Origin of the sequence: Rhizobium sp. N731, assembly GCF_001664145.1 — a bacterium.
Taxonomy (GTDB): Bacteria; Pseudomonadota; Alphaproteobacteria; order Rhizobiales; family Rhizobiaceae; genus Rhizobium; species Rhizobium esperanzae.
Map to the genome: position 1 here is coordinate 190355 of NZ_CP013603.1, position 21964 is coordinate 212318.

General features: G+C 61.5%; 21 protein-coding genes. 12 read left to right on the forward strand and 9 right to left on the reverse strand.

Features of this window, described 5'->3' with window-relative positions; translation table 11 throughout:
• The first annotated feature begins 328 nt into the window (after window positions 1-328).
• Entirely contained in the window at window positions 329-1396 is a 1068-nt protein-coding gene (locus AMK02_RS22580) for an ABC transporter ATP-binding protein (protein ID WP_064806946.1), read from the forward strand.
• A 101-nt stretch (window positions 1397-1497) separates the two neighbouring features.
• Here AMK02_RS22580 and AMK02_RS22585 read toward each other — a convergent pair whose 3' ends face one another.
• Complete coding sequence (locus tag AMK02_RS22585; RefSeq protein ID WP_064806947.1) at window positions 1498-1758, reverse strand: universal stress protein; 261 nt, start codon at window positions 1756-1758, stop codon at window positions 1498-1500.
• A 178-nt stretch (window positions 1759-1936) separates the two neighbouring features.
• Between AMK02_RS22585 and AMK02_RS22590 the strand changes: the two genes are divergently transcribed.
• Both AMK02_RS22590 and AMK02_RS22595 read left to right on the forward strand, forming a co-directional pair.
• Complete coding sequence (locus AMK02_RS22590; RefSeq protein WP_064806949.1) at window positions 1937-2275, forward strand: TraR/DksA family transcriptional regulator; 339 nt, start codon at window positions 1937-1939, stop codon at window positions 2273-2275.
• A 254-nt stretch (window positions 2276-2529) separates the two neighbouring features.
• The gene (locus AMK02_RS22595) at window positions 2530-2985 is read left to right on the forward strand and encodes a pyridoxamine 5'-phosphate oxidase family protein (RefSeq protein WP_064806951.1); all 456 of its coding nucleotides are present in this window, start codon (window positions 2530-2532) and stop codon (window positions 2983-2985) included.
• 84 nt (window positions 2986-3069) lie between these two features.
• Here AMK02_RS22595 and AMK02_RS22600 read toward each other — a convergent pair whose 3' ends face one another.
• Window positions 3070-3903 (reverse strand): universal stress protein, encoded by an 834-nt coding sequence (locus AMK02_RS22600; RefSeq protein WP_064806953.1) that lies wholly within the window; start codon window positions 3901-3903, stop codon window positions 3070-3072.
• A 186-nt stretch (window positions 3904-4089) separates the two neighbouring features.
• On the opposite strand from AMK02_RS22600, the gene AMK02_RS22605 reads away from it, so the two are divergent.
• Window positions 4090-4389 (forward strand): hypothetical protein, encoded by a 300-nt coding sequence (locus AMK02_RS22605; RefSeq protein WP_064807191.1) that lies wholly within the window; start codon window positions 4090-4092, stop codon window positions 4387-4389.
• Between the two features lie 12 nt (window positions 4390-4401).
• Here the strand turns inward: AMK02_RS22605 and AMK02_RS22610 are convergent, their stop codons facing one another.
• Window positions 4402-4773, reverse strand: coding sequence for a hypothetical protein (locus AMK02_RS22610; RefSeq protein WP_064806955.1), 372 nt, complete (start codon window positions 4771-4773; stop codon window positions 4402-4404).
• A gap of 240 nt (window positions 4774-5013) precedes the next feature.
• Between AMK02_RS22610 and AMK02_RS22615 the strand changes: the two genes are divergently transcribed.
• Window positions 5014-6270 carry an MgtC/SapB family protein gene (locus AMK02_RS22615; RefSeq protein WP_064806957.1) on the forward strand — a complete coding sequence of 419 codons (1257 nt, stop codon included), beginning with the start codon at window positions 5014-5016 and terminating at the stop codon, window positions 6268-6270.
• Between the two features lie 104 nt (window positions 6271-6374).
• Here AMK02_RS22615 and AMK02_RS22620 read toward each other — a convergent pair whose 3' ends face one another.
• The 3 genes from AMK02_RS22620 to AMK02_RS22630 all read right to left on the reverse strand — a co-directional run bounded on the left by AMK02_RS22620 (window position 6375) and on the right by AMK02_RS22630 (window position 9853).
• A complete protein-coding gene (locus AMK02_RS22620; RefSeq protein WP_064806959.1) occupies window positions 6375-6635 on the reverse strand; it encodes a hypothetical protein in 261 nt (86 codons plus the stop codon).
• Between the two features lie 143 nt (window positions 6636-6778).
• Complete coding sequence (locus AMK02_RS22625; protein ID WP_064806961.1) at window positions 6779-7363, reverse strand: cysteine hydrolase family protein; 585 nt, start codon at window positions 7361-7363, stop codon at window positions 6779-6781.
• Window positions 7364-7486: 123 nt separating this feature from the next.
• On the reverse strand, window positions 7487-9853 hold the full coding sequence (locus AMK02_RS22630) for a putative bifunctional diguanylate cyclase/phosphodiesterase (protein ID WP_064806963.1): 2367 nt from the start codon (window positions 9851-9853) through the stop codon (window positions 7487-7489).
• Window positions 9854-9970: 117 nt separating this feature from the next.
• Between AMK02_RS22630 and AMK02_RS22635 the strand changes: the two genes are divergently transcribed.
• The gene (locus AMK02_RS22635) at window positions 9971-10777 is read left to right on the forward strand and encodes a transporter substrate-binding domain-containing protein (RefSeq protein ID WP_064806964.1); all 807 of its coding nucleotides are present in this window, start codon (window positions 9971-9973) and stop codon (window positions 10775-10777) included.
• 101 nt (window positions 10778-10878) lie between these two features.
• On the opposite strand, the gene fdhA is transcribed toward AMK02_RS22635, so the two are convergent.
• The gene (fdhA, locus tag AMK02_RS22640; protein ID WP_064807192.1) at window positions 10879-12069 is read right to left on the reverse strand and encodes a formaldehyde dehydrogenase, glutathione-independent; all 1191 of its coding nucleotides are present in this window, start codon (window positions 12067-12069) and stop codon (window positions 10879-10881) included.
• Between the two features lie 724 nt (window positions 12070-12793).
• On the opposite strand from fdhA, the gene AMK02_RS22645 reads away from it, so the two are divergent.
• Entirely contained in the window at window positions 12794-13228 is a 435-nt protein-coding gene (locus AMK02_RS22645; RefSeq protein ID WP_064806965.1) for a hypothetical protein, read from the forward strand.
• Between the two features lie 151 nt (window positions 13229-13379).
• On the opposite strand, the gene AMK02_RS22650 is transcribed toward AMK02_RS22645, so the two are convergent.
• Window positions 13380-14276: a DMT family transporter gene (locus tag AMK02_RS22650; RefSeq protein WP_064806967.1), complete on the reverse strand. Its 897-nt coding sequence runs from the start codon at window positions 14274-14276 to the stop codon at window positions 13380-13382.
• Between the two features lie 110 nt (window positions 14277-14386).
• Here AMK02_RS22650 and AMK02_RS22655 point away from each other — a divergent pair, with 110 nt between their 5' ends.
• A complete protein-coding gene (locus AMK02_RS22655; protein ID WP_064807194.1) occupies window positions 14387-15259 on the forward strand; it encodes a LysR substrate-binding domain-containing protein in 873 nt (290 codons plus the stop codon).
• On the opposite strand, the gene AMK02_RS22660 is transcribed toward AMK02_RS22655, so the two are convergent.
• Window positions 15237-16226, reverse strand: coding sequence for a GlxA family transcriptional regulator (locus AMK02_RS22660; RefSeq protein ID WP_064806970.1), 990 nt, complete (start codon window positions 16224-16226; stop codon window positions 15237-15239). The two genes, AMK02_RS22655 and AMK02_RS22660, sit on opposite strands and share 23 nt — an antisense overlap.
• Before the next feature lie 106 nt (window positions 16227-16332).
• On the opposite strand from AMK02_RS22660, the gene AMK02_RS22665 reads away from it, so the two are divergent.
• The 4 genes from AMK02_RS22665 to AMK02_RS22680 are packed head-to-tail and all read left to right on the forward strand — an operon-like array spanning window position 16333 to window position 21963.
• Entirely contained in the window at window positions 16333-17235 is a 903-nt protein-coding gene (locus AMK02_RS22665; protein ID WP_064806972.1) for a 3-keto-5-aminohexanoate cleavage protein, read from the forward strand.
• A gap of 7 nt (window positions 17236-17242) precedes the next feature.
• On the forward strand, window positions 17243-18733 hold the full coding sequence (locus AMK02_RS22670; protein ID WP_064806973.1) for a carnitine 3-dehydrogenase: 1491 nt from the start codon (window positions 17243-17245) through the stop codon (window positions 18731-18733).
• A 10-nt stretch (window positions 18734-18743) separates the two neighbouring features.
• Entirely contained in the window at window positions 18744-19904 is a 1161-nt protein-coding gene (locus tag AMK02_RS22675; protein WP_064806975.1) for an acyl-CoA dehydrogenase family protein, read from the forward strand.
• Between the two features lie 4 nt (window positions 19905-19908).
• Window positions 19909-21963, forward strand: coding sequence for an acetate--CoA ligase family protein (locus AMK02_RS22680; protein ID WP_064806977.1), 2055 nt, complete (start codon window positions 19909-19911; stop codon window positions 21961-21963).
• Window position 21964: the final 1 nt, after the last annotated feature.

A 21964-nucleotide genomic window follows, 5' to 3' on the forward strand; every position in this document is an offset into this window, starting at 1 on the left:
CCTCCTCCACGTTTGGTGCGCTGCCGCCAGCCAGTATCCCGGATAGGCTCCGGCCCGAATTTGGGACTGGTCTCGTGCAGAACTATCTGGTAAACAAGAAAATGAAACGTTTCATAATTCTTGTTCGAAACCGCTCCTCTCATCATTGAGCATTAGACGGGAAGCGGAAAAAGTCAATAAAAAATGAAACGTTTCATGGAGGAGGTTTTGAAGGTATTTCGGGTCGTGGCAGAGCGCGCTTTCGCTGTGCCTCATACTCTGGATACTGTCGAGAGATTCATCCCCTGGAATGTGTGCCGGGGATGACCGGAAAGCGAGTGGGAGGCATATGGCTGAGGTCAATATTTCAGAGGCGCGGAAGGCATACGGCGCCTTAAATATCCTGCATGGGGTCGATATAGACATTCGCGACGGCGAGTTCGTGGTGCTCGTCGGTCCGTCCGGTTGCGGCAAGTCGACCTTGCTGCGCATGGTCGCAGGGCTCGAAAGCATTACCGGCGGCACCATCTCGATCGGCGGAAAGATCGTCAACAACCTGCCGCCGAAGGATCGCGATATCGCAATGGTCTTCCAGAGCTATGCGCTCTATCCCCACAAGACCGTTGCCGAGAACATGGTCTTCGCGCTGCGCCTGCAGAAGCAGCCGGCCGATGTCATCAAGCAACGCCTGCAGGCGGCGGCCGAAACACTCGACCTCGTGCCCTATCTTGACCGCTATCCGCGCCAGCTTTCGGGTGGCCAGCGGCAGCGCGTGGCGATGGGACGAGCCATTGTCCGATCGCCGCAAGTCTTCCTGTTCGACGAGCCCCTGTCGAACCTCGACGCCAAGCTGCGCGTGCAGATGCGCAAGGAGATCAAGGAACTCCACCAAAGACTGAGAACCACGACGATCTACGTCACCCATGACCAGGTCGAAGCGATGACCATGGCCGACAAGATCGTCGTCATGCAGGGCGGCAGGATCGAACAGACCGGAACGCCCCTGGAGCTATACGATCGTCCGCGCAATACGTTCGTGGCCACCTTCATCGGCTCGCCGTCGATGAATCTGCTGAAAGGTCACTACAAGGCCGAAGGTGCGGTCTTCGTCACGGAGACAGGCGATGAGATTGCGCTCGGCTTCACGCCTGAGGCATCCGACGGCCAGGCTGTGCGCCTGGGCGTGCGGCCCGAACATCTGTCACTCGCTCCGAGCGGCTTGAAGACGACCGTCAACGTCACCGAACCCACCGGCCACGAGACGATGGTATTTCTGCGCTACGGATCTGGCGAGCTTGTCGCGGTGCTGTCCGAACGTCACGATTTCGAGCCGAGGCAGGCCGTAACGATCGCTGCCCGGCCGGGCAAGCTTCATCTGTTCGATGCGGAGTCCGGTAAAACGCTGCGACGACATTGACGAGCCGCCTGTTGCCCGCCGACATACCGCGGCTGATGAGGCACGCGGCCTTCGTGGCGTTGACAATGAGTTCGAGAGCCGGTCCTTGATCGCATGCTCTCTCAATGCGACAGCAGGACAGGCAGAGTGACGCTGGTCAGCACCGCCTGCGTCGCACCGCCGAGCACGAATTCGCGCAAACGCGAATGGCCGAAGCCGCCCATGACGAGAAGGTCGGCCCGCAATTCGAACGCCTGGCTCTGCAGTACCTCGCCGACCGGATCGCCGTGTGCGCGCAGGTGCGTCGCCTCCGCCGTCACGCCGCTCTTCAGCAGGTTTTCGATGAGATAATCGCCAGTTTCGTGGCGGTCTGTGTTCACCACTCCGGCACTTGAGCGGGAATTGCGCGTTGACATGTCTCAAACTGTCCACCCTGCCCATTGATGCCGATCAATGCAGCCTTCCCAGGCAGTTGTAAGGTGATGAGCGTTGCATTCGGCCGGCCGAATGGGCGAATAGAGCGCGGCATGTGCCGCCGTTTCACGCAGCGGGAAAGCTTCGATGAAGAACGAAGAGATAGAAAACAAACTGAAGACCATGAAAGCGGACCTGCAGCGCCGGCGGTCGGCGATCGATGCCGATCTCGGTGCCGCACTGGATCCGGATAGCGAAGATCGTATCACCCAGGTCGAGAACGATCAGGTGCTGACCGAAATGCGAAGGGAAGCCGCTGCGCAAATCACAGCGATCGATGCCGCCCTTGAACGCCTGAAGCGCGGAAGCTTCGGTCACTGCGTCAGATGCCTCGCCCCGATCGAACCCAACCGGTTGGAGGCCATCCCCTACACGCCATATTGCATGAGCTGTGCCCGTCTGGCGGACGAGGGGCTCTCCCCGTAAGACCGAGCGTCTGTGGCGGCGAGAAAGGGAGGGGTTTCTGCCTTTCTCAGCGTCTGGATAATCGCTCCTCTGGTCATCCGGCATCGGCCTACGGCACTCTTGGCCGTTAGCCAACTGACCTCTTCTGTGATGAGCGATCTGTTGCCCGAGCGGTCAGTCGGCCCTGCCGCACCCAATACGACATTGCTCTTTATCAATGCGCGAAGCCGTGGTCGGCCTAGAATGACTCCTCGACCATTCGAGAGGAGCATCTCATGTCATTGGGTTTACGGGAGCTTACGCCGGCTGGATGCCACGCTGTTCTGGAAGAGGCAAGATTTGGGCACCTGGCCTGCTGCAAGGACGGCCAGCCCTATGTCGTGCCCATTTATTTCTCCTATAAAGACGGCGTCGCATACTGTTTTTCGATGCCCGGCCGCAAAGTGGAATGGATGCGGGAAAACGACAGAGTGTGCCTGCAGGTGGACCGGCGGGTGGGCAAAGGCTGGACGAGCGTTATCGCCGAAGGAAAGTTCGAGGAGTTTCCCGACACCGAACTCTGGCGGAGCGAGCGTCTGCACGCCTGGGAAATATTGCAGAAGCACCCGGACTGGTGGGAAGTCGGTTCGCTCAGCCCGAAGGAGGTTCCGATCTTTGCCGAATCTCCGCACATCTTCTTCGGCATCCTTGTCCGGACATTATCGGGCCGCGCGGCTTTCGCCATCGATTAATACCTATCGCCCGGGCACGTGCAGCAACCGGGCAACAGTGCACAACAAGATATGAGGCGCCGGGCCGACTGAGCGCCCGGCCGGTTAATGGGCCATGAAGATAGGCATCGTGCTTTCTTCGATCATGCCGCGCGTCACGCCGCCAAAGATCGTCTGCTGCCAGCGGGGATGGTTATAGGCGCCCATCACGATCAGGTCGGCGGACACGTCGACGGCGTGCTGCCGCAGGACCTCGTCTGCGCGTTGTCCGCCGCTTGCAATGCGATCCACCTGCACCTTCACGCCGTGTCGGGCAAGATAGGCGGCAATGTCGGCGCCCGGTTCCTCGCCGTTCGCGCGCATCCGCGCCACCGGATCCACCATCGTGACGTAAACGGTGTCGGCTTGCTTAAGCAGATCAAGCGATTGCCGAGCGGCGCGCGACGCTTCGTCGCTGGAATCCCATGCCAGCAAAACCGATCTCGACGAGGCATTCATCGCCCGTGTTCCGCGGTTGATGAGGATCGGGGTCGGCGTCTGGAAGAGTGCACCATCGATGATGCGTTTGCGGAGACCGTCGTCTCGGGCCGCCTGCCGCCCGATCAGGACGACGTCGGCGTAGAGTGCCCTTTCGGCAATATCTTCGTCGGCCCATGCGAATTCCGTGTAGACGTCCTGGACCTCGCAGGAAATCTCGCCTCGGTCGAGAGTAGTCTTGATCTCGTCTGTTCTCCGGGACAGAACGTCGATTTCGCGTTGGCGTTCGTCAAGCCAGACAGAAGAGATGGTGTTATAATTGCCGATCGTTGGTGCAGTTCCCAAAGAGATCACCAGCGCATTCAAATGCGCGCCATGGACACCGCAGAAGTCGATTGCGGTTTTGAGATCTTCCTCGAACTGATGAACGCTAAGGATGCTGAGTACCGTCCTGATGGTCATGTCGATATACCTCTCTGGTAGGATAGGAAAAGGATAGTCGCCATCGCCCCGGGTTCCTTGACCTTCATCAAAGCGCTATCGATTTCTGCCCTGTAGGCTGCTTCTCGAATGACAGGCGTGGCCGTGGACGTCTCGATCGCGGAATTCGGAGAGGTGCAGGGCCTGTCATCGGTTAGGAGGCCGCAAATGCTGTCGACGGAACGAGACTTCAAACGGGGCGGCGAGCGGTCGCCCATTCCTTCGCAAGGTGAAGTCGAAGGCAAGCTTCTCATGTTCGAAGCGGTTGCCGTCACCTGTTTGCAGGAGCTTCTCGCCAAAACGCAATCGCGCCTGGTCCCCAGGCTTCGCCGGAGACTTATCAGTAATCTGAAGGAGCGATGCGCCCCATTGAAGCTTTGCGCGGATGACGAAAAGGCTGCAGAGGAGTTCGCGCTCCAACTGTTGAACGCAGCCCTGGAAAAAGCAGAAGACGAGAGAGCGGGCTGAATGCCGGACGCCTCAAGCGCAGGTTCGAGCGCCCAGGTCTTTGACCGTCTCATCCGCCAGCTTGCGCACCACCTTTGCGGAGACCACCCCCATTTTCGAGGCGATTCCAGCCAGTCGCGCAGTCTCTCGGGGCGCCTCGGCCAAAGCATTCTGCGCAAAGTCGGCCACGACCTCGAACGTATCGTTCAGTACGGCACTTTCGGTGAGGTCGTCCAGGAAGATTTGATAGAGTTGAAGCCGGCGCCGGAATGACGTCAGTAACTCGATCTGACAACACAGCATCATCCGCGACGCCTCGATGTTCAGTCTGTAGGCGGCGAGGAAAAGATTTCTTGCAGAAGCAGGCAGCGCCTGCTCCGGCATCAAAAGCGCGTTGTCGACCATGGCGGAATCCTCTCGTCTTCTTCAAGATTATCGTCGCGGCGAAAGATCTTGTTGATCTGCATCAAGCGGACTCTGCTCACTGCAACGGCACGATCAGATGGGGGTGATTGAGCAATCGCAATGACCGGACCGCATGGGGGGGATGGCTTCCAGGAACAGGGAGATCGAAATGCATGCTTCTCATGACATATCGGGCGGAAGACCTCCGGGAGGCGGCGCCGACAAAAACTGGGCCTTCGGATGATGACTTCATTGGTGATGGCGGATGCATTCCAGCGCCTCAGTCTTGCACTTGCGATCGGCATACTCGTCGGCATCGAACGTGGATGGCAAGAACGCGAGGCCCTGCCGGGCAAGAGAGTGGCGGGTATCCGCACCTATGGCCTCTCGAGTTTCCTCGGCGGCTTTTGCGGCTTCCTGCAACCTATTGCGGGGCCGATCCTGCCGACGGCCATCTTCGTATTCTTTTGCATCACGATCCTTGTCTTCAGCCGCATGCAGGCGCTGCGGGAGGGTGACTACAGCGCAACCGGCACCATTGCCGCGATCACGGTGTTTGCGCTCGGTTTCGGAGCCGTCGTTGCAGATATGACGACGACCGCGGCGAGCGCGGTCGCCATGACGGCACTTCTGGCGGCGCGGGAGCCACTGCACGGATTTCTGCGGAAATTGACCTGGCTCGAGTTGAGAGCCGCCCTGATCTTGTTGACGATGACCGTCGTCATTCTTCCAATTCTTCCCAATGAGGCGGTCGACCCCTGGCAAATGATCAACCCCTTCGAGCTGTGGATGCTGACCATATTCGTGGGAGCGGTTTCATTTGTGGGCTATGTGATGATCCGGCTCACCGACGCCAGAGCCGGACTGCTCCTGACGGGCGCCTGTGGGGGTATCGTTTCCTCGACGGCCCTGACCCTTTCCTTTGCCCGACAGTCCAAGCAGACGCCCGCGCTCTCGCCGCTGCTTTCAGCCGGAGCGATGATGGCGGGGGCGGTATCCCTGAGCCGGGTGCTTTTGATTTGCGGTGTCATCGCACCGGCGGTGCTGGAGGAGCTTGCGGCATTGCTCGGCCCGGGTGCGGCGGCGCTTGCCGTCGGCGGTAGCTTGGCCGGCTTGTCGCCGCGCGCCGGTGACAGTCCCGACTTTTCACCGAAAAATCCGCTGGAGGTCATCGTCGTCTTCCGCTTTGCTCTTCTTCTTGCCGCTGTCACCATCGTGACGCGGGCGGCTTTGGAATTCTTCGGAACGCAGTCACTGGCGGTGGTCGCCTTCATCACAGGGCTGGGCGATCTCGATGCGATAACGCTTTCGATCGCGAAGCTCCCTAACGTGCCGGCGGATGCGGCTGCACAAGCCATAGCGGTCGCTGCGTTCGCCAATCTTCTTGCGAAAACAGGGCTTGCAGCAAGCGCGGGAAGCTTTAGCTATGCGGTTCGGCTCGCCATCGTGAGCGGCATCGCGGTGCTCGCCGGCGCCGCCGGCTTGTTCCTGACGTGAGCGGCTGATCTCGTCGTTGGCGCCGGTGCTTGGCTCTCGATCGTGCCGGATACGACGCGCCACTTTCTATGCGAGCCTCACCACGTCAGGGAGGTGAGCGGCACTCATGCGACAAGGTCGGCTGCATGAATTCTGATGCGCCCATCGCGCTCGATATCGCCGCGATCGAATTTCGCGCAGGCAATTCGGCTGAAAAGGCCGATATTTTCCTGAAGCCGGCTTTCGTCGCAACGCGGCGGCTGGGCAACCTCAAGAAGGGCTTCCCTGTCGATAACGACCATCTGGTTCGTGCCGCCGGCATCCATGACCAGCAAGGCTTCCTCGCCGGACGACTTCATCATTCCACTGATCAGCTTCAAAGACATTGCTTACCTCCGGACCGGTTGATTTCGCAAACCTGTCGCAAGAAGCGCTGCCGGGCTCCTCTGGCAGGCTGCCCGGCGACCTTATGCCGGCGCGGGGAGCCCAGCCTTGATACATATCAAGAAAAGATCGCCGGAAAGGCTTCTCAGCCAAGGCCGCTCAAGAATTCAACGGTCTCCATGAGCTCCAGCTGCACGGAAAAGCGGTCGTGCAGAAGTTCCAGCGATGCGTCATAGGTGTCGTCGGCGCTGCTGAAGACGGCGTCCTTCAGCATGATGACACGATAGCCGAGATCGATGGCGCCGAGCGTCGCGGCGAGCACGCAGACGTCCGTTTCCCCACCGGTAATTACAAGGGTGTCGACCCGTTCCGATTGAAGGATCGTATGAAGGCGGCCGTCGATCCAGGGGGAATAGGTGCGTTTGTCGAAATATCTTGCCGGCGGAACATGCGAGGCGAGCGAGGAAGTCAGCTGGACGAGGCCATGCGGAAGATGCTCACCTGTCATCATCCACCATTTCCGGTAATAATCGCGCCATTTTCCCGGCATCGCATCCGCATGCTGAGGCGGCACGAAACGGGTGAAGATCGTTCGGGACGGATAGCGGCCGGCGAGTTCCTCGATCTGAGGGGAGATCCGGGCCATCCACGGAACGTGCCATGGCGTGTCTTCGGCAAACATCCGCTGCATGTCGACGCAAAGGTGCCGCCACTCGCCGATCTCACCCATCACGTCCTCCGTTCGTCCTAGAGCCTTTCCTGGTCAGAATGCTTCAATCTGACGAGGAAGGCTCTGGGGCGTCAACCGCTGCCCGGGACGAAAGTTCCTGATCGCCAAAAGATCAAACGGTGCTCAGGCAATGGCTCCTGGAGCGATCGTCCGTGCGGCGCCGCTTTCGGATTTGCCGAAGCACTCGAGTTCGCGAAGCGGAACCGGTTTGGAGAAGAAGTAGCCCTGAAGGTCGGTGCAGCCGAGGGCGGCCAGAAAGTCCCTTTGATATTCGGTTTCGACCCCTTCGGCCGTCGTCGAAATCCCGAGGTTGCGGCTGAGAGTGACGATGGCGCCGATGATGGCAGCGCCGTTGGCTTTTGCGCCCAGCTGGGAGACGAAGGAACGATCGATCTTGATGCGGTCTATGTCGAAGCGGACCAGGTGGCTGAGGCACGAAAAGCCGGTTCCAAAATCGTCCAGCGAAATCTGAACTCCGTGGCCACGCAGCGATTTCAGTACCGTGTAGACATCCGAGCTATCCTCGATCAGCGAGGACTCGGTGAGTTCGAGCTCCAATCGAGACGGCGGCAAGCCGGTCTCTTCAAGCACTGCGAAGACCTCCTCGGCGAAGTTGGGCCTTCTCAGCTGGGAGGGAGACACGTTCACGGCCACAAAGGTGTCTTTAGGCCACTTGCAGGCAGCTCTGCAGGCTTCGCGCAGCACCCAGAGACCGAGGGCGTCGATGAGGCCACCTTCCTCGGCCGCAGGGATGAAGCTGGCAGGCAACAACAGTCCGCGCTGACTATGACGCCAGCGCACGAGAGCCTCCGCGCCCGACGCCGAGTATCCGCCCTCGGCGCGATGCACTGTCTGATAGTAGACCTCAAGCGACCCGAAGTCCGGTCTGTGGCCGATCGGACCGGGTTGTGGAACGCCGGCCGACAAGGCCGTGCTCTTCGCCAGAACATCTCGCAATTCGTTCTTGAGGACGTCACGCGCATTCCTGCCACCGTCCATGGATGGCGAATAGACGCGCCACTGGCCTCTTCCGCCCATCTTAGCCTCGTAGAGCGCGACGTCGGCATAACGCATGAGATCGTCGGCATTGCGTCCGGCGTCAGGCACCACGGTCACACCGATCGAGCCGCCGACCCGGGCGACCGCTTCGCCTCTCAAAAGCGGGAAGGGCCTGCCAAGTTCGGCAACGATCGCTTCGCAGATGGAGGGCAAGATTTGATCATCTTTGACATTCCGGAGAAGCAGGGCAAATTCGTCCCCGCCGAGCCGGGCAAGCGTGTCGTCCGGACGAAGCAACGCGTGGATCCGCTCCGCAGCCATTCTGATCAGTTCGTCGCCGGCAGCATGCCCGAAGGTGTCGTTCACCGCCTTGAAGCGGTCGAGGTCAAGAAGCGCCACCGCCGACCGCTCGGCAGAATTGCGCGTATCGGCCAGGCACGCCTCGAACCGCATCGCGAACAAGGCGCGGTTGGGAAGGCCGGTCAGCACATCATGCAAGGCAAGCTGCCTGGCGTGCAGCTCGCTTTTCTTCAGTTCGCCGAGACTGCTTCGCAGGCGCACCAGCAGAACCGAAAACAGGACCGCGATCACCAGGGCGGCAATCGAAAGCGCCGGCATCAAGCGGCCGATCACCCTCGAACCAGGAAGATCAGGCCGCCATACGATAAAGCCGATCGGTTCGCCGTTTGCCGTTGCGTCGATCTGGAACGCAACCTCGTTTTCGTCAGCGTCGGCCGTTCGCGCGAAGCGCGCGCCGTTGAGGCCTTGCTGCCGGCTCAACTCGTCGAGCGCTGCGCCGTCGAGAAACCGCACGACGATCAGGAATTGCCGCATGGGCTGTGGTTGCCCCTCGGCGGCTTCGTTGACGGCGACGACGCCCACGATCGTCGGCCGGCCTTCGAGCCGCATCAGATTGGCCAGTGCATGGTTCGACCGGGCGGTGTTGGCCGCTCGGCTTTCCAATGATGATGGGGTCCGTTCGCTGGAAACGGTGCCCTGGTTCGCCGTCAGCCGGGCGTCTTTCAGGAGAGGCAGAAAGAGCGGTCTCATCCAGCGATAGCGCTTTTCGGTTTCGGCATCGGTCAGCATGATCAGCTGCGCCTTGTCATCGACAACGAAGGCCTGGTCATAGCCGAAGGCCGACATCGCAGTGTGGCTGATCGCACTCCCGGCCGCCGCCGTGAGAACGGTATCGAGGCTGGAGGAAACTCCGGCAGCCCGGGAGGCGGGATAAACGCCGGAGAGGTAGCCATTACCGAATTGGCCGATGACATGCGCGACTTGATCGACCTGTTCCCTGAGGCGCGCATTGACAAGCTGACGCTGTCTATCGAGGGCTGCCGCATCGCTCTCGGTTCCCGCCCAGAGTGCGGAAAGCACGACCAGTCCGATCGCTCCGAGCCCGCTGACAGCGATCAGGAACAGAATTCTCCCCGAAGCGATCCAGGATTGCTGAAACGTATTGGAGCTGGAAGGGACAACGATATGCAAGCCTAAACCCCTGAACCCACCACGGGCGCATTCGTGGACGTTAACAAAGAAGCGTTCACGTAGAATTAAAGGCTGGGGCGCACTATGGCGGGACTACGCTACAAGGAGTTTCCGACGATGTTGCGCCTATCCATTCAGACTATACTGCGCGGAGCGCTGATGGCGGGCGGATTGGGCCTCCTTCTCGCCGCCGCCTCGCCGCTGCAGCTGGCTGCGCAAGATCGCACGCCTCTGAGAGTTGCCGTCGAAGGTGCATTTCCGCCCTTCAATTACCTTGATGCAAATAACCAGCTGCAAGGCTTTGACATCGATATCGCCAATGCCCTTTGCGAAGCCGGCAAATTCGAATGCCAGTTCATCATCGAAAAGTGGGACGACATGATCCCCGATCTCGTCGCCGGCAAATACGACGCGATCATCTCGTCCATGTCGATGAGCCTGGAACGCCGCCAGAAAGTCGCTTTTACCGAGCAATATTACACCAGCCCGTCGGTGTTCATCGCCCGCAAGGACTCGCCGATCAACGACGTCAGCCCTGCCGCCCTCAGTGGCAAAAAGCTCGGGGTGACATCGTCCACGGCGCAGGAATCCTATGCCAACCACTTCTATCCGGAGATGAAGAAGACGGTTTTCCGATCTTCACCGGAATTATACAAGGGTCTATCGGACGGGCGCGTCGACATTATCCTCGAGGATAAGCTTGCCATTTATGACTGGATCGCCAACACGAAGGCGGGAACCTGCTGCGAGTTCAAGGGACCGGATCTGGTCGACGTCACCTATTTCGGCGAAGGTGCCGGGATCGCCTTGCGCCTGGACGACAAGGAGCGTCTTGCGCGCCTGAACGAGGCCTTGAAGGCCATCAAGGCCGACGGGACCTACGACATGATCAACGCCAAGTATTTCCCGTTCAGCATCCAGTAGTTTTGCCGTAAAGCACTGGTGATCGATCGATTCAGACTGTTACGCCGCCGCGCCTGCGAAAACAGGCGCGGCGGCGTAAATCTTGTCGTCAGTCCCTGGCGTCAGGCGGCTTTCGCCACCTCTCCGTGCGGATCGAGGACATACTTCGTTGCCGCGCCATGGTCGAAACTTTCATATCCAGCGGCGGCATCGTCGAGCGGGATGACCTTCGCGTTGACGATATCGGCGATCGGCAACCGGTCGTGAAGGATCGCCTGCATGAGCTGGCGATTATATTTCAGCACCGGCGTCTGGCCGGTGTGGAAGGATTGTGCTTTTGCCCAGCCGAGACCGAAGCGGAGTGACAGATTGCCGTGCTTGGCGGCATTGTCGACGGCGCCCGGATCCTCGGTCACATAGAGGCCGGGAATACCAATCGAACCTGCGGCGCGGGTGATCTCCATCATCTGATTGAGCACGATCGCCGGCTGTTCTCCGCCGGAATGGCCACGCGCCTCGAAGCCGACCGCATCGATGGCGCTGTCCACCTCATTCGTGCCGACCACCTCGGCGATCATGTCGCCGAGACGGTCGCTCTTCGAGAGATCGATCGGCTCGAAGCCGACTTTCGCCGCATGCGCCAGGCGATCCTTGTTGAAGTCACCGATCATGACGACGGCGGCGCCGAGGATGCGAGCCGAAGCCGCAGCCGCAAGCCCGACCGGGCCGGCGCCGGCGACGTAGACGGTCGATCCGACCCCGACGCCTGCGCGCACTGCACCGTGAAAGCCGGTGGGCAGAATGTCGGAAAGCATGGTGAGATCGCGGATCTTCGCCATTGCCTTGTCGCGATCCGGGATTTTTAGCAGGTTGAAATCGGCATAGGGAATAGTGACGTAGCGTGCCTGCCCGCCGATCCAGCCGCCCATGTCGACATAACCGTAAGCGCCGCCGGCGCGGGCCGGGTTTACCGTCAGGCAGACGCCCGTATCCTGAGATTTGCAGCAGCGGCAGCGGCCGCAGGCAACGTTGAACGGCACCGAGACGATATCGCCGATGTCGAGCATCTCGACGTCGACGCCTTTCTCGATGATTTCGCCGGTGATTTCATGGCCGAGGATCAGGCCCGGCATTGCCGTCGTGCGGCCGCGGACCATGTGCTGGTCGGAGCCGCAGATGTTGGTGGAGATAACCTTCAGGATCACGCCGTGCTCGATGCGGCGGCCATCGGGCGCTTCCAGCTTCGGGTCGTCGATGTCGCGAACTTCGACCTTGCCCGGCCTCAAATAAACGACGCCTCTATTCTTGCTCATGGATTCCTCCCATGTGTTGAATGCCTCGAGCTGCAACCGATGCAGTCGACGACAACTATTCCTCCGGCCTGCCTCCTCTGCAGTCCGGCATTCAGATCGCCGCACGGGGCGATATTTCGAAATTTCGCAGATAGGCGGGGGCAGCTGAATCGAGGAGAGAGTGAACACGAAAGGTCTGGCCTGTCGTTCCGCTCGTCATCGCCCGCCGCAATCCGGAGATCTGCTGCGCACAGAGCTGGTTTCGGGCTCCAGAACCTCCTTTCGATCCATCTCGAGATCTCCGGATGTCAATCCGAAGACCGCTTTCAGGACTTCAGTTCTTCTACCGCTACGGGGCAGCGCGCCGGCGGCTGGCCAGACTCGCATGTTCATGTCGCCAGCTTGCGAGGCAGCGCCGTGAACATGACCAGAAAACCATGCCTGGCCGAAAACGGCGCCCGAAAAAACGACATAGGTGCACCTCCAGGCGACAGGGCGGCAAAGCTGTCATCACTTTCGGTAGGGGACGACAGATTGATCTCGCGAATGCGGCAGTTTTCCGGATCGCTCCGGATGATGTTATCGCAGCTGTCGGGCTTTCCCCCGTTAAACTCGTGGCACTTGCGATCACATCTATTGGCCAGCGGCAGATGTCGTTTTCAATCGTGATTGGACTTCGGCTGTGACCTGAGCGAGGCTGTTCTTGGGAGCGGACCATCTATTTTTCCGGGGATAGGAGGCCGAAATGGAACAGCATGCACTTGAGCAGTTGAAAACGATCGCGAAGGTCAGCACGACCTATAATCGCCTTGAAATGACGAGGCGCGAACGGCTTGAACGGTGGGCCGACAGTCTGGAACACAGTCCCAGGCCGTTTCTCAAGACGCTTCACGAAACCGAATATCAGCCGATTGCCGATCGGCTTGCCTTGCGGGACGACGACACTCCGATCTCTGTTGCGTTCGCTGATCCCATTCTGCGGGCGGCAGGAATGGAAAACGACAGCTATGGAGAAGCCAGGCGGTTCTTCGAACTCAGCGATGAGCAGTTGCACGACCTGGTCTGCTTTTGTCATTTCGGAGAACGCGTCAGCGCTGCAACACTAGCTCGCCGCGTACGAAAGATGGCGGCTCACAAACCAGGCGGGTTTTTCGCTCAGCTTCGTGCGTTCTTTGGCTGATCGAGGCTGAGGCCACCTGGAGCTACAAAGGGCTGGCCCCTGCCGGCTGGAGCGGTCGCCACGGCAATCGCTTGGTCGCTCATCGGCGCATGAGCGAACACGGCCAAACCCGTCGCGTCAGTGGACCGGAGGATAGGCGGCAGCTAGCCGCCTACGGCCGGCGGTTCCGGTTGAAATCGACCGCCGTGTGCCAGAACACGGCGCCGATGATGATCGCGCCGCCGAAATAGGTGGCGATCGGCGGCTGCTCGGAAAACAACAGCCAAACCCAGAAGGGCGTCAGCACGATTTCCATTGTGCCGATCAGCGCCGCCTCGGCCGGCGGCATCCGCTTTGCCCCGGCAAGGAAGAGCACCAGCGCGAGAGAAAAATTGGTGGCGCCGAAGGCGGCAAGGACGATCCAGTTGTGCAGGTCGAGAGAGCCGACCGAGCCGAAAGGCGCGAAGATGACGAGAGTGAGGAAGGCGCTGACCACGGTCGGCGGCAGGCTCGGCACGCCGGGGTCGATGCGCGGAATGATGATGACGAGCGCGAAGGAGGCGGTCATGCCGAGCGCCAGAAGATCGCCCCAGCCGGTGCCGCCGCCGATCGACGACGCGACGATGATGCCGACGCCGAAGAGGGAGACGGCGCCGGCAATCATCGTTCGCCTGGCCACTCTCTCCTTGAGGATGAGCCAGCCGAACAGCGCCGCGATGAAGGGCGTGGTCGCATAGATCATCGTCACATTGGCGACGGTGGTCATGTAGAGCGCCCCGATGAAGCATCCCTGACTGAAGGTCTGGCATGCGATCATCGCCAGACCCGACGGATGGAGGACGGAACGCCATTGCCGCCGCGAGATGCCCCCTTCGAGGAAAAGGCAGGGGATCAGCAGGAACAGGCCTCCGAACAGCGACCGCCAGGCGATTGCCGTCCATACGTCGGTGGTGAGGAGTCGCGAGTAAACGCCGCTCGCACTCCAGGCAAGTGTCGCGGCAACGATGAGAAGCACACCCTTCTCATGCTCGCTGCCTGCGAGTTGTCTAGCCGGATTTTCAATGGTCACGCAGAGATTCTCAAAGAAGGAAGTCGAACGCCGCTCATTTCTGCGCCACGAATTGACATTAGACAAACGAATAGTAGTGATAGCTATCATCGATTTTTTCTATGGCTGCCATGCAAGAACCGATCGAAAGCGATCTTCTCAGAACCTTCCTTGTTGTCGCCGAGACGTCGAACTTTTCGGCGGCCGCCCAGCGCATCGGGCGGACGCAATCTGCCGTCAGCACCCAGATCAAGCGGCTTGAGGCGGCAATCGGCGAAAACCTTTTCGAGCGCGGCGCCCGCGGTGTGCTGCTGACGCGCCAAGGCATTCAGCTGGTGCCCTATGCCCGCAGGGTCATCGATCTTCTGAACGAGGCGGCCGCGACAATCCGCAGCAAGCCTCTTGACGGCCCGGTGCGCATCGGAATTCCCGAGGAATACAGCCAGACGGTACTGCCGGCAGCCCTTGCGGCTTTCGCGGTTCGCCATCCGGCGGTCGAAGTGACCGTCTCCTGCGACTACACGGTCCGCAACCTCGCCGCCCTGGAACGGGACGAACTCGATCTCGCCGTCGTTTTCGACTGGAGCGATCAGAACAAGGGCGAGGTCCTCTGCGTCGATCCGACCGTCTGGGTTACGTCCATGGTGCATCGGCTGCACGACATCGATCCCCTGCCGGTTGCGACCTATCGCAACTCCACCTGGTCACGCGATTTTGCGCTCCGTTCGCTGGAGCAGATCGGCCGCAGCTACCGGATCGCCTTCATCGCCGATACCGGTTCGGGGCTGAAGAATGCCGTGACAGCGGGCCTTGCCATTACGACGCTTTCCCGCAGCAGCATTCCGCCCGGATGCCGGGAACTGACCGCCGAGGACGGTTTTCCGCCGGTCGATTCCTCCAAGGTCGTATTGCGCCGCAATAGTTTCCGCTCCAGCGAGGCGGTGCGGGAATTGGCCGAAATGTTGCGGGACGCATTCCAGCCTATGTCGGCGCCGATGATATGATGCGGCGGCGCAAGCGGCGGCGCGTCTCCGACGGGCTCTCGAAAAAACTCGCCCGGTAGCTTCTGGCGAAGGCCGAGGCCGAATTGAAGCCGGTCGCCGCCGCGATGTCGGCGAAGGAGGCCGTCGTTTCGATGACCTTGCGGCGCGCCGTGTTCAGGCGCAGCGCGAGATAATGCACGTGCGGCGGCGCGCCGATGCTCTGCTGGAAGAGATCCTGCAGATGCCGGGCGCTGACACCGACCCTGCGGGCGAGCCGGGCCAACACCAGAGGCTGCTCGATATGCTCCTCCATCAGATGCACCGCCTGCGTCACGCGGGGATCGTGCGCGCGCAGCCCCGCCGAAGCGGCGGAAAGCGTTTCGTCGGCATGGAAGGAAGGCTGCTCATAGCGGAACAGCCGGCTGACTTCGAGCGCCAGCGAATAACCCTGCCGTTGCCGGATCACTTCCAGCATCAGGTCAACGGTCGGAAGCGAACCCGATGTCGTCAGCCGTTTGCCGTCGATGACGAAGCGATCCTTGACGGCCCCGACCTCGGGATAGGCGAGTGCAAAGTCCTCGTAATCCTCCCAATGGACCGTCGCCCGCAGCCCATCGAGCAGGCTTGCTTCGGCGAGCAGCCACGTGCCGGACTCGATGCCGGCAATGATCCTACGGTAGCGGGCGGCCTGGGAAAGCTGCATCTTCAATGCCGGCGTTGCGCTGCGATGCCAGTTATAACTCGCCAGCACGAAGAGCGGCCTGTCCTCGGCCGTCGCCTGGAAGGTGCCTTCGGCCGGGACGGCGATATGGCTGGTGGTCGGCACCGGCGCGCCGTCCGGCGTCAGCAGCCGCCAGCGATAGAGCTCGCTGCCGGCGATGCGGTTGGCGCCGCGCAGCGGCTCGATGACCGACGCGATCAGGATCAGGTTCGTATCCGGCAGGACGAGAAGGTCGATATCGAGCCGTTCCGTCGATCGCTGCAGCATGACCGCCTCCCCAGGTTTCCGATAATGTATCGATAGCTTCCGAAAATGCAAAGCATTGCTGCCGATCCTGTCGCGTAATGCCTGACAAGACGGGAGAACTTAAAACATGCCTCTAGCGATGAACCGCGATGTCTTCATCACCTGTGCCGTCACCGGTGCCGGCGATACGGTCTCCAAATCCAGCTACGTTCCCATCACTCCCAAGCAGATCGCGGATTCCGCGATCGACGCCGCCAAGGCTGGGGCGGCCGTTGTTCACTGCCATGTCCGCGATCCGGAAACGGGGGCCGCAAGCCGCCGCAACGATCTCTACAGGGAGGTCACAGAGCGCATCCGCTCGGCGGAAGTCGACGTCGTCCTCAATCTCACGGCCGGCATGGGCGGGGATCTGATCTTCGGCGATGTCGAAAGCCCCCTGCCCCTCAATCAGAACGGCACTGATATGGCGGGCGCCAGCGAGCGCGTCAGCCATGTCGCCGAATGCCTTCCGGAGATCTGCACGCTCGACTGCGGCACGATGAACTTCAATCTCGGCGACTATGTCATGACCAATACGCCGGCCATGCTGCGGGCCATGGCCAAGAAGATGACGGATCTCGGCGTACGCCCTGAGATCGAGGCTTTCGATACCGGCCATCTCTGGTTTGCCAAGCAGCTCGCTGAGGAAGGCCTGATCGAGGACCCGGTGCTGATCCAGCTCTGCATGGGCATTCCCTGGGGCGCACCCGACGATCTCAACACCTTCATGGCGATGGTCAACAACGTGCCTCAGAGTTGGACCTTCTCGGCCTTTTCGATCGGCCGCAACGCGATGGCCTATCCGGCAGCGGCGGTTCTGGCCGGCGGCAATGTGCGAGTCGGCCTGGAAGACAACCTCTTCGTCGGCAAGGGCCAGCTCGCCACCAATGCGCAGCTCGTCGAAAAGGCCGTGCAGGTGGTCGAGGGCATGGGCGCGCGGATCATCGGACCGGAAGATGTGCGCAACAAGCTGAAGCTGACGAAGCGCTGAGGATATCATGACCAAGATCAGCAAGGCGGCCTGTATTGGCGGCGGTGTCATCGGCGGCGGATGGATCGCCCGTTTCCTGCTGGCTGGCATCAACGTCGATGTCTTCGACCCGCATCCGGAGGCAAGCCGCATCGTCGGCGAGGTTATCGCCAATGCCGAAAAGGCCTATGCGATGCTGACCGGCGCGCCCTTGCCGCCGCGCGGCAGGCTGACCTTCTGCGAGACGCTGGTGGAAGCCGTTGCCGATGCCGACTGGATTCAGGAGAGCGTGCCGGAAAGGCTCGGTCTCAAGCGCGGCGTCCTGGCCGAGATCGATGCCGCCGCGCGCCCGGACGCGCTGATCGGCTCTTCCACCTCGGGCCTGCTGCCCACCGATCTGCAGCGCGACATGAGACATCCCGAACGCTTCTTCGTCTCCCATCCCTATAATCCCGTCTATCTGCTGCCGCTCGTCGAACTCGTCGGTGGTGAGAAGACCTCGGCGGCGACCATCCAGGCGGCGATCGCAAGACTGGCGCCGATCGGCATGAAGGGCGTCCACATCGCCAAGGAGATCGAGGCCTTCGTCGGCGACCGGCTGCTCGAAGCGCTCTGGCGCGAGGCGCTGTGGCTCATCCACGACGACATCTGTACTGTCGAGACCCTCGACGATGTTATCCGCTATTCCTTCGGCTTGCGCTGGGCGCAGATGGGCCTGTTCCAGACCTACCGTATCGCCGGCGGCGAGTCCGGGATGCGCCATTTCCTCGCCCAGTTCGGCCCCTGCCTTGCCTGGCCCTGGACCAAGCTTACCGATGTCGTCGATCTCGACGATGCGCTGATCGAAAAGATCGGCGGGCAGTCCGACGAGCAGGCCGGCGGTCTTTCGATCCGCGAACTCGAGCGTATCCGCGACGAGAATCTCGTCGGTATCCTCCAGGCGCTGAAGGGCGGCGACGGCGGCAAAGGCTGGGGCGCCGGCAAGCTGCTCAAGGAGTTCGAGCAATCGCTCTGGGCGAACGGCGGCGGCGAGACCATGCCCGCCGATCCTTCGAAGCCGCTGCGGCTTGTCGAAACCAAAGTGAGCCCGGCCTGGGTCGACTATAACGGCCACATGACCGAACACCGCTATCTGCAGGTCTTCGGCGATACGTCCGATGCGCTGCTGCGCCTCGTCGGCGTCGACCTTGCCTATGTCGAGGCGGGGCACAGCTATTACACGGTGGAAAGCCATATCCGCCATCTCGGCGAGGCGAAGCTCGGGCAGGCGATCCATTCGGCCTGCCAGATCCTGAGCGCCGACGAGAAGCGGCTGCATGTCTTCCACACCCTGCACGACACGGCGACGGCCGAGGTCATCGCAACCGCCGAGCACATGCTGCTGCATGTCGACAGCAAGGCGGGCAAGGCGGTCCCGGCGCCGGCAGCGGTACTGGGCAGGGTGAAGGCAATTGCTGCGGCCCATGCGGAACTGGCGCTGCCGGAGGGCGCCGGCCGTCATGTCGGCCAGAGGCGGTAGGAGGATGGGCATGGATTTCGGTCTAAGCGAAGAACAGGAAATGATCGTCGAGACGGTCCGCGCTTTCGTCGAGACCGAGATCTATCCGCATGAGAACGAGGTCGAGCGGACCGGCATCGTCCCGCCGGACCTCGGCCGCGAGATCCAGCGCAAATGCATCGATCTCGGCTTCTACGCCTGCAATTTCCCGGAAGAGGTCGGCGGTGCCGGTCTCGACCATGTCACCTTCACGCTGGTCGAGCGCGAGCTCGGGCGCGGCTCGCTGGGGCTGACGGTTTTCTTCGGCCGGCCTTCCGGCATCCTGATGGCCTGCGAGGGCGAGCAGCGCGAACGCTATCTCCTGCCGGCGGTGCGCGGCGAGAAGATCGATGCGCTTGCCATTACCGAGCCGGATGCCGGTTCCGATATGCGCGGCATGAAATGCGCCGCCCGCCGCGACGGCGCCGATTTCGTCCTCAACGGCACGAAACATTTCATCTCGCACGCCGATGTCGCCGATTTCGTGATCGTCTTTGCCGCCACCGGCGAGGAGGAAACGCCGAAAGGCGTCAAGAAGAAGATCACCGCCTTTCTCGTCGATCGCGGCACGCCGGGATTCGAGATCTTGAAGGGCTATGATTCCGTTTCACATAGGGGCTACCACAACTGCACCCTCACCTTTACCGACTGCCGGATCCCCGAAGCCCAGGTGTTGGGCGAGGTGCATCGCGGCTTCGATATCGCCAATCAATGGCTCTACGGCACGCGGCTGACCGTTGCTGCCACCTGCGTCGGCCGGGCGCGGCGCGTCTTCGAGATGGCGCTGCCCTATGCCGCCGAGCGCAGGCAGTTCGGCAAGCCGATCGGCGCCAATCAGGGCGTGTCGTTCAAGCTCGCCGATATGATCACCGAGATCGACGCGGCCGACTGGCTGACGCTTGCAGCCGCCTGGCGGCTCGACGCTGGCCTTGCCGCCGACCGGCAGATCGCTTCGGCCAAGCTCTATGCCTCCGAAATGCTGGCCCGCGTGACGGATGAAGCGATCCAGATCTTCGGCGGCATGGGTCTGATGGATGACCTGCCGCTTGCCCGCTTCTGGCGCGATGCGCGCGTCGAGCGCATCTGGGATGGCACCTCGGAAATCCAGCGGCATATCATCAGCCGCGACCTGCTCCGGCCGCTGGGAGCATGAGCCGATGACATCCAACCCACTCGACCGCCTGCTCAGACCGCAAACGATCGCCGTCTTCGGCGGCCGCGAAGCGCGCCGGGTGATCGAGCAGTGCGACCGAATGGGTTTTGCCGGCGAAATCTGGCCCGTTCATCCCAAATTGGACGAGGTGCTCGGGCGGTCCTGCTACCGCGCCCTTTCCGATCTGCCTGCCGCACCGGACGCCGCCTTTGTCGGCGTCAATAGAGCGCTTACCGTCGACATCGTGCGCGGCCTTTCGCGCGCCGGCGCCGGCGGGGCGGTCTGTTATGCATCGGGCTTCAGCGAGGCGACGGCGGAACTCGCCGATGGCGCGGAGCTGCAGCGGGCTCTTGTCGAGGCGGCCGGCGACATGCCGATCCTCGGGCCGAACTGCTACGGGCTCATCAACGGCCTCGATGGCGCGCTTCTTTGGCCCGACCAGCACGGCATGGAGCGCGTCGAACACGGCGTCGCCATCCTCACGCAGTCGTCCAATATCGCCATCAACCTGACCATGCAGACCCGTGGGCTGCCGATCGCCTATGTGGTCACCGCAGGCAACCAGGCGCAGACATCACTTGCCGATGTCGCCTGCGCGCTCATCGAAGATCCGCGCATCACGGCAGTCGGCCTGCACGTCGAAGGGTTCGGCGATCTCTCCGCCCTTGAACGTCTTGCCGCCATTGCCCGCCGGTCGAAGAAGCCGGTCGTTGTGCTGAAGGTGGGCAGGTCCGAGCAGGCAAGACACGCGGCGGTGTCGCATACCGCCTCGCTTGCCGGCAGTAATGCGGTAGCGGATGCCGTGCTCGCCCGCCTGGGCATCGGCCGTGTCCAAAGCCTGCCGGCGCTGCTCGAAACCCTGAAGCTTCTGCATATCGCCGGGCCTCTCCCGAACCGATCGATTTCATCCATGAGCTGTTCGGGCGGCGAGGCTTCGCTGATGGCGGATGCCGCCGTCGGCCGCAAGGTGGAATTCCCGGCCCTGCAGCCGCAGCAATTGCCGCGTCTGCGGCAGGTGCTGGGCGAGATGGTGGCGCTTTCCAACCCGCTCGACTACCACACCTTCGTTTGGGGCGATGCGGCGCGCCAGACGGAAGCCTTTACCGCCATGTTCGCGGGTGGCTTTGCCCTCAACCTTGTCGTCCTCGATTTTCCGCGCGGCGACCGCTGCGATGCAGCCGAATGGATGACGACGGCAGACGCCGTCATCGCTGCCGCCTCTGCGACCGGTGCGCTCGCCGGTCTTCTCGCAACCCTTCCCGAGAACATGCCGGAGCCAGTCGCCGATCGTCTGATGGCAAACGGTATCGTCGCTTTCTCCGGCATCGATGAAGCCATCACCGCCGCAGAAGTCGCCGCCGCCATCGGCCGGGCCTGGGATCGCCCGCCGCCCGCGCCGCTGCTTGATGTGCGGCAGATGGATGGCGAGATCGAAACGCTGACCGAAGCGGATGCAAAGATCGAACTTTCTGCCTGCGGCCTTCCCGTTCCCCGAGGGCTGCAGGCCTTTTCTTCTCGCGAAGCCGCAGAGCAGGCCGAACGGCTCGGCTTCCCCGTCGTTCTGAAGGGCCTCGGCATAGCGCACAAGACAGAGGCAGGAGCTGTCGTGCTCAATCTTAGGAATGCGCAGGCCGTATCGGATGCGGCAGCGGCCATGGCCTGCGATGCCGGTTATCTCGTCGAGAAGATGATCGATCCTCCGGTCGCGGAGCTCATCGTCGGCGCCACCCGCGATCCCGTCTTCGGATTGTCGCTGACATTGGGAGCTGGCGGAATTTTCGTGGAATTGCTCGAGGATTCGGTCATCCTGCCGCTTCCGGCGACGAAAGCCGAGATCCACGCAGCGATTTCGCGTCTCAAGATTGCGAAATTGATTCATGGCTATCGCGGCCGGCCAAGAGGCGATCTTGAAGCCGCCGTCGACGCTGTCGCAGCTACGGCAGAATATGTCGTAACGAATGCGGTGCGACTGGAGGAACTGGACCTTAATCCGTTGATGGTTCTTCCCGAAGGGCGCGGTGTGGCCGCAGTTGATGCTCTCATACGGCGAAGGAGGTAAC

What these genes read in the sequence shown, in the direction of transcription:
- AMK02_RS22580 (WP_064806946.1), top strand. Translation starts at nt 329, where the DNA reads ATGGCTGAGGTCAATATTTCAGAGGCGCGGAAGGCATACGGCGCCTTA.
- AMK02_RS22590 (WP_064806949.1), top strand. Translation starts at nt 1,937, where the DNA reads ATGAAGAACGAAGAGATAGAAAACAAACTGAAGACCATGAAAGCGGAC.
- AMK02_RS22595 (WP_064806951.1), top strand. Translation starts at nt 2,530, where the DNA reads ATGTCATTGGGTTTACGGGAGCTTACGCCGGCTGGATGCCACGCTGTT.
- AMK02_RS22600 (WP_064806953.1), bottom strand. Translation starts at nt 3,903, where the DNA reads ATGACCATCAGGACGGTACTCAGCATCCTTAGCGTTCATCAGTTCGAG.
- AMK02_RS22605 (WP_064807191.1), top strand. Translation starts at nt 4,090, where the DNA reads ATGCTGTCGACGGAACGAGACTTCAAACGGGGCGGCGAGCGGTCGCCC.
- AMK02_RS22610 (WP_064806955.1), bottom strand. Translation starts at nt 4,773, where the DNA reads ATGGTCGACAACGCGCTTTTGATGCCGGAGCAGGCGCTGCCTGCTTCT.
- AMK02_RS22615 (WP_064806957.1), top strand. Translation starts at nt 5,014, where the DNA reads ATGATGACTTCATTGGTGATGGCGGATGCATTCCAGCGCCTCAGTCTT.
- AMK02_RS22620 (WP_064806959.1), bottom strand. Translation starts at nt 6,635, where the DNA reads ATGTCTTTGAAGCTGATCAGTGGAATGATGAAGTCGTCCGGCGAGGAA.
- AMK02_RS22625 (WP_064806961.1), bottom strand. Translation starts at nt 7,363, where the DNA reads ATGGGTGAGATCGGCGAGTGGCGGCACCTTTGCGTCGACATGCAGCGG.
- AMK02_RS22635 (WP_064806964.1), top strand. Translation starts at nt 9,971, where the DNA reads ATGTTGCGCCTATCCATTCAGACTATACTGCGCGGAGCGCTGATGGCG.
- fdhA (WP_064807192.1), bottom strand. Translation starts at nt 12,069, where the DNA reads ATGAGCAAGAATAGAGGCGTCGTTTATTTGAGGCCGGGCAAGGTCGAA.
- AMK02_RS22645 (WP_064806965.1), top strand. Translation starts at nt 12,794, where the DNA reads ATGGAACAGCATGCACTTGAGCAGTTGAAAACGATCGCGAAGGTCAGC.
- AMK02_RS22655 (WP_064807194.1), top strand. Translation starts at nt 14,387, where the DNA reads ATGCAAGAACCGATCGAAAGCGATCTTCTCAGAACCTTCCTTGTTGTC.
- AMK02_RS22660 (WP_064806970.1), bottom strand. Translation starts at nt 16,226, where the DNA reads ATGCTGCAGCGATCGACGGAACGGCTCGATATCGACCTTCTCGTCCTG.
- AMK02_RS22665 (WP_064806972.1), top strand. Translation starts at nt 16,333, where the DNA reads ATGCCTCTAGCGATGAACCGCGATGTCTTCATCACCTGTGCCGTCACC.
- AMK02_RS22670 (WP_064806973.1), top strand. Translation starts at nt 17,243, where the DNA reads ATGACCAAGATCAGCAAGGCGGCCTGTATTGGCGGCGGTGTCATCGGC.
- AMK02_RS22675 (WP_064806975.1), top strand. Translation starts at nt 18,744, where the DNA reads ATGGATTTCGGTCTAAGCGAAGAACAGGAAATGATCGTCGAGACGGTC.
- AMK02_RS22680 (WP_064806977.1), top strand. Translation starts at nt 19,909, where the DNA reads ATGACATCCAACCCACTCGACCGCCTGCTCAGACCGCAAACGATCGCC.